At 71.3% G+C, this 14434-nt stretch carries 14 protein-coding genes; 11 read left to right on the top strand and 3 right to left on the bottom strand.

The window, feature by feature from the left end:
* Window positions 1–62: 62 nt before the first annotated feature.
* The gene (locus AB0M83_RS25975; protein ID WP_364520968.1) at window positions 63–680 is read left to right on the top strand and encodes a class I SAM-dependent methyltransferase; all 618 of its coding nucleotides are present in this window, start codon (window positions 63–65) and stop codon (window positions 678–680) included.
* A 121-nt stretch (window positions 681–801) separates the two neighbouring features.
* On the opposite strand, the gene AB0M83_RS25970 is transcribed toward AB0M83_RS25975, so the two are convergent.
* Both AB0M83_RS25970 and AB0M83_RS25965 read right to left on the bottom strand, forming a co-directional pair.
* Window positions 802–1818 (bottom strand): S1 family peptidase, encoded by a 1017-nt coding sequence (locus AB0M83_RS25970; RefSeq protein ID WP_364520967.1) that lies wholly within the window; start codon window positions 1816–1818, stop codon window positions 802–804.
* A 152-nt stretch (window positions 1819–1970) separates the two neighbouring features.
* Window positions 1971–2264, bottom strand: a complete 294-nt coding sequence (locus AB0M83_RS25965; protein WP_364520966.1) for a GNAT family N-acetyltransferase — start codon at window positions 2262–2264, stop codon at window positions 1971–1973.
* Between the two features lie 204 nt (window positions 2265–2468).
* Here AB0M83_RS25965 and AB0M83_RS25960 point away from each other — a divergent pair, with 204 nt between their 5' ends.
* The 7 genes from AB0M83_RS25960 (at window position 2469) to AB0M83_RS25930 (ending at window position 9583) form a co-directional block, all read left to right on the top strand.
* Window positions 2469–4634, top strand: a complete 2166-nt coding sequence (locus AB0M83_RS25960; RefSeq protein ID WP_364521016.1) for a germacradienol/geosmin synthase — start codon at window positions 2469–2471, stop codon at window positions 4632–4634.
* Window positions 4635–4882: 248 nt separating this feature from the next.
* On the top strand, window positions 4883–5674 hold the full coding sequence (locus tag AB0M83_RS25955; protein ID WP_364520965.1) for an MBL fold metallo-hydrolase: 792 nt from the start codon (window positions 4883–4885) through the stop codon (window positions 5672–5674).
* Entirely contained in the window at window positions 5671–6264 is a 594-nt protein-coding gene (locus tag AB0M83_RS25950) for a VTT domain-containing protein (RefSeq protein ID WP_364520964.1), read from the top strand. Before AB0M83_RS25955 ends, AB0M83_RS25950 begins: the two co-directional genes overlap by 4 nt.
* Window positions 6261–8378 carry a phage holin family protein gene (locus tag AB0M83_RS25945; RefSeq protein WP_364520963.1) on the top strand — a complete coding sequence of 706 codons (2118 nt, stop codon included), beginning with the start codon at window positions 6261–6263 and terminating at the stop codon, window positions 8376–8378. Before AB0M83_RS25950 ends, AB0M83_RS25945 begins: the two co-directional genes overlap by 4 nt.
* Window positions 8375–8605 (top strand): glutaredoxin domain-containing protein, encoded by a 231-nt coding sequence (locus AB0M83_RS25940; protein WP_364520962.1) that lies wholly within the window; start codon window positions 8375–8377, stop codon window positions 8603–8605. The genes AB0M83_RS25945 and AB0M83_RS25940 overlap by 4 nt, the downstream gene beginning before the upstream one ends.
* Window positions 8602–8832, top strand: a complete 231-nt coding sequence (locus tag AB0M83_RS25935; RefSeq protein ID WP_364520961.1) for a ferrous iron transport protein A — start codon at window positions 8602–8604, stop codon at window positions 8830–8832. Before AB0M83_RS25940 ends, AB0M83_RS25935 begins: the two co-directional genes overlap by 4 nt.
* Window positions 8833–8842: 10 nt before the next feature.
* Window positions 8843–9583 carry a methyltransferase domain-containing protein gene (locus AB0M83_RS25930; RefSeq protein WP_364520960.1) on the top strand — a complete coding sequence of 247 codons (741 nt, stop codon included), beginning with the start codon at window positions 8843–8845 and terminating at the stop codon, window positions 9581–9583.
* On the opposite strand, the gene AB0M83_RS25925 is transcribed toward AB0M83_RS25930, so the two are convergent.
* Window positions 9561–10355, bottom strand: a complete 795-nt coding sequence (locus AB0M83_RS25925; protein WP_364520959.1) for a TetR/AcrR family transcriptional regulator C-terminal domain-containing protein — start codon at window positions 10353–10355, stop codon at window positions 9561–9563. The genes AB0M83_RS25930 and AB0M83_RS25925 overlap by 23 nt on opposite strands.
* Before the next feature lie 76 nt (window positions 10356–10431).
* On the opposite strand from AB0M83_RS25925, the gene AB0M83_RS25920 reads away from it, so the two are divergent.
* The 3 genes from AB0M83_RS25920 to AB0M83_RS25910 are packed head-to-tail and all read left to right on the top strand — an operon-like array spanning window position 10432 to window position 14403.
* Window positions 10432–12705 (top strand): excinuclease ABC subunit UvrA, encoded by a 2274-nt coding sequence (locus tag AB0M83_RS25920; protein ID WP_364520958.1) that lies wholly within the window; start codon window positions 10432–10434, stop codon window positions 12703–12705.
* A complete protein-coding gene (locus tag AB0M83_RS25915; protein ID WP_364520957.1) occupies window positions 12702–13496 on the top strand; it encodes a siderophore-interacting protein in 795 nt (264 codons plus the stop codon). The genes AB0M83_RS25920 and AB0M83_RS25915 overlap by 4 nt, the downstream gene beginning before the upstream one ends.
* A 16-nt stretch (window positions 13497–13512) precedes the next feature.
* Window positions 13513–14403 carry an aminoglycoside phosphotransferase family protein gene (locus AB0M83_RS25910; RefSeq protein ID WP_364520956.1) on the top strand — a complete coding sequence of 297 codons (891 nt, stop codon included), beginning with the start codon at window positions 13513–13515 and terminating at the stop codon, window positions 14401–14403.
* Window positions 14404–14434 lie beyond the last annotated feature (31 nt).

Here is a 14434-nt window from a genome sequence, read left to right as displayed (position 1 = left end):
CAACGCAATTTGCTTCTTCGGTGACGACCTCCGCATGCTGAGGACGTCACCGAGGAGGAACCATGCCGCACGACCAGCCCATCACCGTCGAGAACCTGCTCAAGCAGGAGTTCTGGGAGGCGATGTACCAGCGCGACGAGCACCGGATCTGGAGCGGGAACGTCAACGCCAACCTGAGCGCCGAGGTCGAAGGGCTGAAACCCGGGCACGCCCTCGACCTGGGCTGCGGCGAAGGCGGCGATGCGATCTGGCTGGCGAAGCACGGTTGGACGGTCGACGGTGTCGACATCTCGACCGTCGCACTCGCCCGCGCGGAAGAGGCGGGCGCCGAGGCGGGCGTGACCGTCCGGTGGCTGCACCGCAACATCCTCAAGTGGCAGCCGGAAGACCGGTACGACCTCATTTCCGCGCAGTACATGCACTTGCCACCGGACCTGCGCCGCGACGTCTTCACGGCGGCCGCCGCGGCGATCCGGCCGGGCGGCTCGCTGCTGGTCGTCGGGCACTCGCCGAAGGCCACACGCGACTTCGACGGCGAAAAGCCGCCGGAGGAGCTGTTCTTCGAGCCGGAGGAGATCACGACCTACCTCGGCGACGCCTGGGAGTGGATCGTCGAGACCTGCGAGACGCGCGGCGAGGGTCACCACACCGACGCCGTCTACCGCGCGAAGCGGCTCTGAACAGCAGCGAGGGCTCCTTCACCCTCCGCCCATGCCCCCACCGCCGCCCTCAACGGAAGCGCTTCGCGCTGCGGTGTTGCATTGTGACGCGTGTGAAGGAGCCCTCGCGGGTCGTGAACTGTCAGGCGAGCTCGAGGCCGTAAGCCTGCAGCTCCAGGGTGAGCGGGTAGAAGTAGCTGGTCACGGTGTCGCCGCCGGACAGCGTGCCCAGGCCCTTCGAACCGTCGTACGCCGGGCCGCCCGAGTCACCGTGGTCGGTGTGCGCGGTGGTGCCGAACTCGTGGTTCAGGACGCCGACGTCGAAGTTGACCGACTCGTCGACCGAGGTGATCTCGCCGCTGCCGCCACCCGTGGTGGAGCCCTGCTTCTGCATCTGCTCGCCGACCGTCGGCTCCGCGGCGCTCGTGATCGCCTGGCCGGTGTTGATCTCGCCCGGGCCGGTGCCGTTCGGGCGGGTCAGCAGGCCGGAGTCGGCGTCGGGGCAGTCGCTCTCGACGACCTGCGCGCCGGAGACGTCGCCGCCGGCCCAGGTGCCGCCGAGGTTGGTGCAGTGGCCCGCGGTGAGCAGGAAAGGCTCCCCGCCGCGCGTCACGTTGAAGCCGAGCGAGCAGCGGCCCTGGCTGTTCTGGATCGCGTCGCCGTCGGCGATGTGCAGCTCGAGCTTGCCGGTGCGGTGCTCGACCCGGACGCTGTCGCCGTACTTCGCGGCGGCCGCGGCGACCTTGTCGGACGTCTCCTTGCTCGCCGCGTCGTAGATCTTCACCACGACCTGGTTGGTCTTGGTGTCGATGCCCCACGCGGTCTGCGGCACGTTCTTCACCGCGTCCAGCTGGTTCTTGACGCCGGTGAGCGCGGCGAAGGTGTGCTTGACCTTCTTCGCGGTCAGGCCGGCGGCCTGCACCTTCTGGACCGACGCGTCGTCGGTGACGTTCACGACGGCCTTGCCGTTCTCCAGGTAGATGCCACCGGACGTGGCACCCAGGGTGCTCGCCACCTGCGTGGCGTTGCTGACGGCGGTGGCCTGCAGTTCGGAGAAGGCCAGTGGGGACGCAGTGGCCGCCGACGCGCACACGCCGGACGTCAGCGCGGCGGCCGACAAGACGGCGAAGGTCTTGAGGGCGGTTTTCCGGGGAGTCATCAACTTCCTCCAGGTTGCCGGTTCGAAGCCTGCGCCGGTCACTTTCGTTGCCGAGCAACCAACGCACCACCGACTAAGGTTGGTTAATAACCAGCAGATCCGGACATACCTCTCAACTCAGGCCCGTGACGCTGTCTCGCTCCGCGTAACACTCACCCTTTCGGCCAGCGAACGTGGTCCTCGTAGCCCGGATTCTTCTTCAGGTATCCGGCGATGAAGGGGCAGACCGGCACGATCGTCCGGCCCCGCGCGACGACGTCGTCGAGCGCGCCGGCCGCCAGGGCCTTGCCCAGCCCCTGTCCCGCGAACGCGTCGTCGACTTCGGTGTGGGTGAACACGGTCAGGTCGCCGCGCTGGTCGTAGTACGCGGACCCCGCCAGCTTGTCCCCCGCCCAAACCTCGTAGCGGCTCTCGTCGGGGTTGTCGACCACTCGGGTCTCGGTCATCGGGCTCTCCTCGCCTCGGGTACGTCCTCCATCGTGCGACGGCGGACTGCCGCGTGCCGACCGGCCCGTGCACACCGCTGGGCCGGCCGGGGGATGCGCCCGGCCCGTTCGTGTGCATCCGGCCTGCTTCCCTTGGCGGGCCCCGGCCTCGTTTGGTTGCCTCACGGGGTGCCTCAGCAGCCGTTCGTCCTCCCCGAGTTCTACATGCCCTACCCGGCGCGGGTGAACCCGCACCTCGAGCGGGCCCGCGCGCACAGCAAGGCGTGGGCGTACGGGATGGACATGATCGACGTCCCCCAGCACGGCACCGTCATCTGGGACGAGCACGACCTCGATTCCCACGACTACGCCTTGCTCTGCGCCTACACCCACCCCGACGCCGGTGCCGACGAGCTCGACCTGATCACCGACTGGTACGTCTGGGTCTTCTACTTCGACGACCACTTCCTCGAGCTGTACAAGCGCACCGGCGACATCGACAGCGCGCGCACCTACCTCGACCGGCTCGACCTGTTCATGCCCGCCGAAGGCGAGATCACCGCGACGCCGGAAAACCCCGTCGAGCGCGGCCTGACCGACCTGTGGAACCGGACGATCCCGCACCGCTCGGCCGGCTGGCGGCGCCGGTTCATCGAGAGCACGAAGGCGCTGCTCGAAGAGTCGCTGTGGGAGCTGGCCAACATCAACGAAGGCCGGCTCGCCAACCCCATCGAGTACGTCGAGATGCGGCGGAAGGTCGGCGGCGCGCCGTGGTCGGCGAACCTCGTCGAGCACTCGGTGCACGCCGAAGTGCCGGACGAGATCGCCGCGTCGCGGCCTCTCGAGGTGCTGCGCGACTGCTTCGCCGACAGCGTCCACCTCCGCAACGACCTGTTCTCCTACCAGCGGGAGGTGCAGGACGAAGGCGAGCTGTCCAACGGCGTGCTCGTGTTCGAGAAGTTCCTCGGGCTCACGACGCAGGAGGCGGCCGACGCCGTCAACGACCTCATCACCTCGCGGCTGCACCAGTTCGAGCACACCGCGCTGACCGAGGTGCCCGGGTTGTTCGACGAGCACGGCGTCGACCCGGCCGCCCGCGCGGCGACGTTCGCCTACGTCAAGGGCCTGCAGGACTGGCAGTCCGGCGGGCACGAGTGGCACCTGCGGTCCAGCCGGTACATGAACGAGGGAGCGCTGGAAAGCCGAGGCGGCCCGGAGTTGGGCGGCGCGACCGGCCTGGGGACGTCGGCGGCGCGCATCTTCGGCTCGGTGCTCGCGACGGCCCCGCAGCGGCTGCGGTCGTTTTCGGCCACGCCGTTCCGGACGGTTTCCGCGCCCCGGCCGTCGATCGCACCGCCGTTCCCGCTGCGGCTGAGCCCGCATCTGGACGCCTGCCGCCGCCGGAACGTCGACTGGGCGCGGCGGACGGGCCTGCTCGACGGCGTGGTGTGGGACGAGCGGCGGCTGCGCGCGGCCGACCTCGCGCTGTGCGCGGCGGGCATCGACCCGGACGCGACGGCGGACGGCCTCGACGTCACCAGCGACTGGCTGACCTGGGGCACGTACGCCGACGACTACTACCCGATGATGTTCGGCGCGACGCGTGACCTCGCCGGCGCGAAGGCGTGCAACCTGCGGTTGTCGTCGGTCATGGAGGGATCGGCCACGCCGTCGACGCAGCTGGAAGTCGCACTGGCCGACGTCTGGGCGCGGACGACGGCGGACATGCCCCCGGAGAACCGCCTCGTGGTGCGGCGCGCGGTCGACTCGATGACGTCGAGCTGGCTCTGGGAGCTGGTGAACCAGGCCCAGAACCGCATCCCGGACCCGATCGACTACGTCGAGATGCGGCGCCGGACGTTCGGCTCGGACCTCACGATGAGCCTGTCGCGGTTCGGGCACGGGCGTGCGGTACCGCCGGAGCTGTACCGGACGCGGCCGGTCCAGGCGATCGAGCACTCGGCGACCGACTACGCGTGCTTCGTGAACGACCTCTACTCGTACCGCAAGGAGATCCAGTACGAAGGCGAGCTGCACAACGCGGTGCTCGTGGTGCGGAACTTCCTCGACTGCCCCGAGGACCGCGCGTTCGAGGTGGTGAACGACCTGATGGCGGCGCGCCTGGCGGAGTTCACGCACGCGGCGACCGTCGAGCTGCCCGCGCTGTTCCGCGACTACGCCGTGGCCCCGGACGTGCAGGAGATGCTGCTGGAGTACGTCGAGGAGTTCCGGAACTGGATGGCGGGGATCGTGAACTGGCACGAGAACGTCGGCCGGTACACGGAGGCGGAGCTGCGGTACCACCCGATGGCGGGAAGCACGTTCGGCGGGCCGACGGGGATCGGGACGTCGTCGCTGCGCATCTCGTCCCTGCTGCCCGCCGGTCGCTGAGGTGCGGGGATCCCCGTCGCCGAAGCAGTGCGAAATCGCCCGGTTGCTCCGCGCGGCCGGACTGCCGGACGCGGCGGAGCAGGCCCTCCGCACGGACTTGCGCGCCCGGTGGCGCCGAGCCCGCCGTCGCCTCCGCGTCCGGCTCGCGGTGCGCCGGGCCCGGCGTGCCCGAGCCGCCGGTCGCTGAAGGGCGTTGTTCGCGCCACTCCGAGGGGCGATCGTTTCGCGCGAGGGCGATACTCGACAGCGTGAGCGGCTTCAACCTGCGTTTCCTCGGCCATTCGACCGTCCGGCTCGAACTCGCCGGCCGGGTCGTGCTGACCGATCCCGTGCTCACCGCGCGCGTCGGCGGCCTGACCCGCGTTGTCCCCGTACCCGCCCCCGGCGCCTACGCGGACGTCGACCTCGTCCTCCTCTCGCACCTGCACGGCGACCACCTGCACCTGCCTTCGCTCAAGCTGCTCGGCAAGCGCACCCGGATCGTCGTCCCGCGCGGGGCCGGGGCCTGGCTCGCCAAGAAGGGCTTCGAGAACGTCGAGGAAATCGCGCCCGGCGAGACCCTCACCGAGGGCGCGCTGAAGATCACCGCCACGAAAGCCGTCCACTCCGGACACCGCTGGGGCCCGCGGCTCACCCACGGCCCACAGAGCCCCGCGATCGGGCACCTGATCGAAACCCCGGCCACGAAGATCTACAACGCCGGCGACACCGACCTCTTCGACGGCATGGCGGGCTTCGGCCCGGTCGACGTCGCCCTGCTGCCCGTCTGGGGCTGGGGGCCGAACCTCGGGCCGGGTCACCTCGACCCGGCCCGCGCCGCGAAAGCCGCCGCCGTCGTCCAGGCCCGCGCCGCCGTGCCCGTCCACTGGGGCACCCTCGCCGTCCCCGGCCTGAAACGCACCGCCCGGATGCGGCGGCTGCTCGCCGACCCGCCGCGGGAGTTCGCCGCTCACGTGCGCAACACCAAGATCGCCACCGAAGTCCTGTTCACCGAGCCCGGCGCCGACGTCGTCCTCCCGACCGCGACGGACCGCGCGTGAACTGGACCGACCCGGCCGCCATCGGGTACCCGGCGCTGTTCGGCGGCGTGCTGCTCGGCTCGGTCATCCCGATCGTGCCCACCGGTGCGGTGGTCGGCGCCGCGGCCGCCGTCGCGACCACCACCGACCACCTGTCCCTGCCGCTGGTCATCGTCCTGGCCACGCTCGGCGCGTACGTCGGCGACGTCGTGACGTTCGGGATCCCGCGCCTCGGCAGCGAAGCCGCGTTCCGCTGGATCAGCCGCCGCCAGCCCGCCGAACGGCTCGAGAAGGCCCGTGACCAGTTCGCCCGCCGCGGCTGGCAGCTCGTCGTGATCGGCCGGCTCGTCCCGGCCGGCCGGATCCCGGTGCTGCTCGCGGCCGCCGCGCTGAGCTACCCGTGGCGGCGCCTGCTGCCCGCCGCGCTGCTCGCGTGCGTGCTCTGGGCGACGGCGTACAGCTTGCTCGGCATCCTCAGCGGCGGCATCTTCGACTCGCCGATCATCGCGACGGTCCTGGCGACGGTGCTGGTCCTGCTCGTCACGGTGCTGATGAACCTGATCGCCCGGTGGCGGCGCAAGGCCAAGGAGAAGACGGGGGAGCGAGTGTGACGACGTCCGCGCCGAAGGGCCGGCTCCTGCGCGGTGGCCGGGCCGTCGCCCGCGTTCTGCTGGTGTGGGCCGCGGTGACCGGCGCGCTGCGCCTGCTCGACGTCCTCCTGCCCGGCTTCCGGATGACGCACTGGTGGCAGCCGACCGTCTGCGCGCTGCTGCTCGGCCTGCTAGCCGGCGTCGGCTGGCCGCTGGTCATGCGCATCGCGTACCCGCTGGCGTTCTTCACGTTCGGCCTCTTCGGGTTCCTGCTGCTCGGCGCGGGCACCCTGGCCGTGTTCCACACGGTGCCCGGCGTGGAGCTGGTCGGCTTCCGGACGGCGGTGATCGTCACCGTCGCCATGGCCGGGGTCGGGGCGCTCATCTCGGCCGGGCTGGCCATCGACGAGGACGAGATCTTCTTCCGCCGCGCGAACCGCCGCCGCCGTCGCCACGCCGCCGCGCCCGGCGATGCCGACCAGCCGGCCGGTGTCGTCTTCCTGCAGATCGACGGCCTCGGGTTCGACACCGTCCGCCGCGCGATCCGCGACGGCGACATGCCGACGTTCGCCGCCTGGCTCTCCGAAGGCAGCCACACGCTGACGCCGTGGCACACCGACTGGAGCTCGCAGACCGGGGCGAGCGTCTGCGGCATCCTGCACGGCTCCAACCACGACATCCTCGGTTTCCGCTGGTACGAAAAGGATCGCGACCACGTGATGGCGTGCGCGCACCCGACCGACGCGGCCGAGATCGAGCGGCGCCACTCCGACGGGCGCGGCCTGCTGTCGGGCGACGGCGCGAGCCGCGGCAACCTCTTCTCCGGCGACGCCGGCCACGTCAGCCTCACCATGAGCTCGATCCCGGTGCTGGTGCCGAAAGGCCTGCGCCACCACCAGCGCGACCGGCTCGGCGCGGGCTACTACGCCTACTTCGCGAACCCCATCAACGCACTCCGGACGTTCGTCGTCGCGCTCGCCGACGTCTTCCGCGAGATCAGCGCGTCGGTCCGCCAGCGCCGCGCCGGCGTCGTACCGCGGGTCTCGCGCGGCGGCTGGTACCCGCTGGCCCGGCCGGGCACCACGGTGATCGCGCGCGACGTCGTCGTGTCGGCGATCCTCGGCGACATGCTGGCCGGGCGGCCGGTGGTGTACGCGGACTTCCTCGGCTACGACGAGGTCGCGCACCACTCCGGCATCGAGCGGTTCGACACGCTTTCGGTGCTGCGCTCGATCGACCAGCAGATCGCGCGGCTGCACCGGGCTTCGCGGCTCGCCCCGCGCCGCTACCACGTCGTGGCGCTGTCGGACCACGGCCAGACGCAAGGGCAGGCCTTCTCACAGCGGTTCGGCGAGACGATCGAGGCGTACGTCGGGCGGATGTGCGGCGGCTCGCCGTCGCCGGCAACGGCGTCTTCGGGCAAGCGGCGGCAGGCCGAGAGCTGGCAGATCAACGCGGCGCTGGCGGAAGCGACGAAGAGCGGCGGCCTGATCGCGCGCCGGCTACGCGCCCGGGTGGAGGACGCGGAGTGCGCCGAAAACCGGCCGCGCACGACGTCCGGCTCGCCGGGCGCGGTGACCCGCGTAGCGCCGGGCGTGGTGGTGGTCGTGTCCGGGCACGTCGCGATGGTGTCGTTCACCGAGCACGAGGGACGCGTCGAGCTGGAGACGATCGAGCGCGAGTTCCCCGACCTGCTGCCGTCGCTGGTGGATCATCCGGGCGTCGGGTTCCTGCTGGTGCGCAGCCGCGAGTTCGGCCCGGTGGTCCTGGGCCGCGACGGCCTCCACCGGCTGGCGACGGGCGTCGTCATCGGCGAGGACCCGCTGCTGCCGTACGGCCCGCACGCGGCGGACCTGATCCGCCGGGTCGACACGTTCCCGCACTGCGCGGACGTGATGATCAACAGCCGCTACGACCCGGACTCGGACCAGGCATCGCCGTTCGAGACGCACGTGGGCTCGCACGGTGGGCTGGGCGGCCCGCAGCAGCGGGGGTTCGTGGTGCACCCGCGGGAGCTGCCGCCGCTCGGCGAGGTCGTCGGGGCGGAGGCGCTGCACCGGGTGTTCCGCGGCTGGCTGACCGATTTGGGGCACCCTTCGCCCGTTCCCGACGCTGTTTCGGAGGTTGTTTCGTGAGTTTGACGGTGTACGGCGCTTCCTGGTGCCCGGACGTGAAGCGCAGCCGGGCCTTGCTCGACCGCGAGGGCGTCGAATACTCCTATGTGGACGTAGAGGCCGACGCGGACGCCGAGCGCCGGGTCCGCGAGCTGCAGGACGGCGCGCGCCGGATCCCGACCATCGTGTGGGACGACGGCACGTTCCTGGTCGAGCCGTCCGACGACGAGCTGAGCGCGCGGCTGTGAAGCTGTTGCGGGAACTGCCGCTCGGGACGCGGGTCGTCGTCCGGTATCGGATCGAAGGCGGGTTCACCGACGCTCTCGGGTACCTCGTGGCCCGCGACGAAACCACGTGCACGGTCGACACCCGGCGCGGTCCGGTCGTCGTCGACTTCTCCGCGGTCGCCCTGGCCAAGCCGGTGCCACCGCCGCCGGAGCGGAAATCGGGTGGCGGGCCACTGGCGGCCCTGTGACCATCGGGGCATGTTCGACGAACTGGTCGCCGAAGCCGCCGCGGTGTCCGTCGACGGCTGGGACTTCTCCTGGCTCGACGGCCGCGCCACCGAACAGCGGCCGTCCTGGGGTTACCAGCGGCTGCTGGGCGAACGGCTCGCGGGCGTTCACGCCGCGCTCGATCTGGAGACCGGTGGCGGTGAAGTCCTCGACGGCTGCCCGTCCTTGCCGACGCTGATGGCGGCGACCGAGTCGTGGCCGCCGAACGTCGCCCGGGCGTCGGCGCGGTTGCGTCCGCGCGGGGTCGTCGTCGTGGCCACCGAGGGAATCCCCTTCGGCGACGACGTGTTCGACCTCGTCTCCAGCCGCCACCCCGTGACGACGGACTGGGCCGGGATCGCCCGGGTGCTGCGTCCGGGCGGGGCGTACTTCTCCCAGCAGGTCGGGCCGGCGAGCGTGTTCGAGCTGGTCGAGTTCTTCCTCGGCCCGCAGCCGGCGGAAACCAGGAACAGCCGCCATCCGGACCACGCCGTGAAGGCGGCTTCGGAAGCGGGCCTCGAGGTGACGGACCTGCGGTCGGAGTCCCTGCGCACCGAGTTCTCCGACATCGGCGCGGTGGTCTACTTCCTGCGCAAGGTGATCTGGATGGTCCCGGGCTTCACGGTCGAGCAGTACCGCGGCAAGCTCCGGGAGCTGCACGAGAAGATCGAGCGCGACGGCCCCTTCATCGCCCACACGACCCGGTTCCTCATCGAGGCCCGGAAGCCTTGACGATCGCCGCCTCGACGCCGTCCAGCAGCAGCTCCAGCCCCGCTTCGAACGACAGCCGCGCCTCGCGCTCCAAGTAAGGCTCGTCGCCGGAAGCGGCCTCCACCGACGCGCCGAGCCGGGACACCGTCGGAAAGCGGGCCGTCAGGTCCGGCACCAGTTCCCCGAGCAATGCCGACCGCGCCCCCCACCAGTCCTCTTCGGACAGTCCCGTCTCGCTTGCCGCCTGGCGGGACTCCGCCGCCGCCTGGACCGAGCCGCGGACGATGTTGAACAGTGCCGACACCACCCACCGGACGCGGGCCAGGGGCAGCCCGGTCGAGGCCAGGACGGAAAGCAGCGTCTCCTGCACGTGGAACTCCCCCGGCCCGAGCACCGGGCGGGCCGGCGAGACCTGCAGGAGCCACGGGTGCCGCAAGTGCAGGTTCCACAGCTCATCGGCCAGCGAGGAAGCCGCCGCACGCCACCCGTCGGTCACCGGGTACGACGACGGCAGCTCCCCCAGCGTGCGGTCGTACATGAGGTCGACCAGCTCGGTCTTGCCCGGCACGTACGTGTAGAGCGCCATCGCCGTGCGGCCGAGGCGTTCCCCGACCGCGCGCATCGACAGCGACGCCATGCCCTCGGCGTCGGCGATGTCGATCGCCGCCGCGACGATCGCCTCGACGGACAGGCCCGGCTTCGGCCCAGGGCCCGTGCGTGGCGCGACCACGCGGGGCCCCCACAGCAGTTCCATGGACCGGCGGGCGTCGCCCTGACCCGCGAAGACGACCACCTTGCCGACTCCTTACACCCTAAAGTATTGTACGATCGAGAATCACTTTACAGCCTAAACTATCGAGAAGGACGGTATGACCTCACCCAGGCGGGCCGCCGACACCCACGACGTGATCGAGGTCCGGGGGGCCCGGGAGAACAACCTGACCGGCATCGACCTGGACATCCCGAAGCGCCGGCTCACGGTGTTCACGGGCGTGTCCGGCTCCGGCAAGTCGTCCCTGGTCTTCGGCACCATCGCGGCCGAGTCCCAGCGGCTGATCAACGAGACCTACAGCGCCTTCCTCCAGTCGTTCATGCCGAGCCTGTCGCGCCCGGACGTCGACCTGCTGGAGAACCTCAGCGCGGCCATCGTCGTCGACCAGGAGCGGATGGGCGCCAACTCGCGCTCCACGGTCGGCACCGCGACCGACGCCTACGCGATGCTGCGAATCGCCTTCTCGCGGCTCGGCGAACCGCACGTCGGCACGTCCGGCGCGTTCAGCTTCAACCTGCCCGAAGGCATGTGCCCGGCGTGCGAAGGCCTCGGCCGGGTGTCCGACCTCGACGTCCACGCCCTGCTCGACTTCGACCGTTCGCTGCACGACGGCGCGATCCAGGTCCCCGGCTTCACGCCGGACAATTGGTACGTGCAGACCTACCTCTCGTGCGGCTTCTTCGACCCGGACGTCCCGATCCGCGACTTCACGCCCGAGCAGCTCGACGACCTGCTGCACAAGGGCCCGTGCAAGGTGAAGGTCGGCAAGACCAACATCACCTACGAGGGCCTCGCGGTGAAGGTCCGGCGGCTCTACCTGCAGAAGGACACCGAGTCGCTGCAACCGCGCCTGCGCGCGTTCATCGAGAAGGCCGCCACCTTCAAGACCTGCGACGCGTGCGGCGGCGCCCGGCTGAACCAGGCCGCGCTGTCGGCGAAGATCGACGGCAAGAACATCGCCGACTGCGCCGCCCTGCAGATCAGCGACCTCGCCGAGTTCGTCCGCACCCTCGACGCGCCGTCGATCCGGCCGCTGCTGGGCAACCTGCGCGACACCCTCGACTCACTGGTCGAGATCGGCCTCGGCTACCTCTCCCTCGACCGCGAGTCCGCGACGCTCTCGGGCGGCGAGGCGCAGCGCGTGAAGATGGTGCGGCACCTGGGATCCAGCCTCACCGACGTCACGTACGTCTTCGACGAGCCGACCGTCGGCCTGCACCCGCACGACATCGAGCGGATGAACAACCTGCTGCTCTGCCTGCGGGACAAGGGAAACACGATCCTGGTCGTCGAGCACAAGCCGGAGACCATCCGGATCGCCGATCACGTCGTCGACCTCGGCCCCGGCGCGGGCACCGACGGCGGCCGGCTCTGCTACACCGGGAGCGTCGACGGCCTGCGCGCGTCCGGCACGCTCACCGGCCGCCACTTCGACCACCGGGTCACCCTCCGCGAGCAGGTCCGCGAGCCGTCGGGCCGGCTGCGCATCACCGGCGCCAAGCTGCACAACCTCCGGGACGTCAGCGTCGACGTCCCGCTCGGTGTCCTGACCGTCGTCACCGGCGTGGCCGGGTCGGGGAAGTCGTCGCTGATCCACGGCTCCCTGGCCCACCGCGACGACGTCGTCGTGGTCGACCAGTCGGCGATCCGCGGGTCGCGGCGGTCCAACCCGGCGACCTACACCGGCCTGCTCGACCCGATCCGCACGGCGTTCGCCAAGGCCAACGGCGTCAAGGCGAGCCTGTTCAGCGCCAACTCCGAGGGCGCCTGCCCGCACTGCAAGGGCCTCGGCGTGATCTACACCGACCTGGCGATGATGGCCGGCGTCGCGTCGGTCTGCGAAGAGTGCGAGGGCAAGCGGTTCACGCCGAAGGTGCTGACGTTCGAGCTGCACGGCAAGAACATCAGCGAGGTGCTGGCGATGTCCGTCGCCGAGGCGCGCGAGTTCTTCCCCTCCGGCACCGCGCGGCGGGTGCTCGACCGGCTCGGCGACGTCGGCCTCGGCTACCTGACGCTCGGCCAGCCGCTCACCACGCTTTCCGGCGGCGAGCGGCAGCGGCTCAAGCTGGCGATCCGGATGGCCGAGAAGGGCTCGACCTACATCCTCGACGAGCCGACGACCGGCCTGCACCTCGCCGACGTCGACCAGCTCCTGGCCCTGCTCGACCGGATCGTCGACGCGGGCAACACGGTGATCGTCATCGAGCACCACCAAGCCGTGATGGCGCACGCCGACTGGCTGATCGACCTCGGCCCCGGCGCCGGGCACGACGGCGGCCGCGTGGTGTTCGAAGGGACCCCGGCCGCACTCGTCGAGCACGCCTCCACGCTCACCGCCCGCCACCTGCGCGAATACCTGGGGAAGCCGTGAACCCCACCGGGCTGCTCGAAGTGACGGCGGTGCGGCGGCCGACCCCGCGCACCGTGCGCGTCACGTTCGCCGGCTCCGGGCTGGCCGACCTGGAGCCGTGGCCCGACCAGCAGCTGAAGCTCCTGTTCCCGCCACCGGGCCGCCCGGTGCGGCTGCCGACGGGTGACGACGACGTAATGCGCTGGTACCAGGCGTACCTGGCGATCCCCGAGGACGAGCGGCCGGTGATGCGCAGCTACACGGTGCGCGGCCGGGACGGCGGGACGATCGACGTCGACTTCGTGCTGCACTCCGGAGGCACCGACGGCCCGGCGACGGCGTGGGCCCGGACCGCGGCGGTCGGTGACGTCCTCGGCCGCTACGGCCCGGACGCCGCCTACCGCCGTCCGGTGCCGAAGGCGGACACGGTGCTGCTGGCCGGGGACGAGACCGCGCTGCCCGCCATCGCCACCCTGTTGTCCGAAGTGGACAATCCGATGGTGTTCGTAGAGGTGGCGGACGCGGGCGAAGAGCAACCACTTCCCGTTCAATGGCTGCACCGGAATGGCGCGCCGCACGGGATCAAGCTGCGCGAAGCCGTGCGCGGGGTTCCACTCGGACCGGGCTCGGTGGCCGCGTGGCTCGCGGGCGAAGCGGGGATGGTGCGGTCGCTGCGGCGGCACCTCGTCGGCGAGCGCGGGGTCGACAAGAGCGCGATCGAGTTCACCGGCTACTGGCGGCGCGCGCTCACCCAGGACGACGCGCCGACGGCCGAGGACCTCGCCGACGCCCGCGAGAAGCTCGGCGGCTAGTGGCAGACTCGCTTCCGTGCGCACGGAAGAAGCTCTGGCGGCGGCGGGCATCGACCCGGCTTCGGTGATGGCGAGCGAGGACATCGGTGGCGGCACCTACAACACGGCGATCCGGCTGAGTCTCGCCGACGGGCGGCGGCTGGTGCTCAAGATCGCGCCGTCCGCGCCGGGGTTGTCCTACGAGCACGACCTCCTGGCCACGGAAGCGGAGTACTACCGCCGGGTCCCGGGTCCGCTGCCGTCCGTCGTCGCCGCGGGGCCGGGATTCCTGCTGATGACGGAACTCCCGGGCGTGCCGTGGTCCCAGGTGCCCGACGCCGATCCGCGGCTGCGGACCGAGCTGGGCGGGATCGTCGCCGGGCTGCACAAGACGACCGGCGACGGGTTCGGCTACCCGCAGGACCCGCCGCACCCGACGTGGCCGGCGGCGTTCACGGCCATGGCGGACGCGGTTCTCGCGGACGCCGTCGCGTACCGGGTGCAGCTGCCGCGGCCGGCCGCGGAGATCGCGCACCTGGTGCGCCGGCACGAGCCGCTCCTCGAGCTGGTCACGACGCCGGTGCTGGTGCACTTCGACCTGTGGCGCGGCAACATCCTCCTCGACGGCGACCGCGTGTCCGGCGTCATCGACGCCGAGCGGGCGTTCTGGGGCGACCCGGTGGCGGAGTTCGTCTCGCTGACGCTGTTCCGCGACCCGGACCGCGAACTGCTGGAGGGCTACCGCGAGGCGGGCGGCCCGGCTGAGTTCGGCATGCCGGCGTGGGCGCGGCTCGGGCTGTACCGGGTCTACCTCGACCTGATCATGCTGGTCGAGATGACCCCGCGGCAGGACGGCGACGCGGACCGGGCCCGGTTCCTCCGGGCCCGGCTGACCGAGGACCTCGACGCCCTGCGCCGGGCGGTGTGACGACGTCGCGAACCTGCCAGCCCGGAACCCC

Origin of the sequence: Amycolatopsis sp. NPDC051106 (assembly GCF_040682775.1) — a bacterium.
Classification (GTDB): Bacteria; Actinomycetota; Actinomycetes; order Mycobacteriales; family Pseudonocardiaceae; genus Amycolatopsis.
This window is presented reverse-complemented; position numbering and strand designations above follow the sequence as displayed.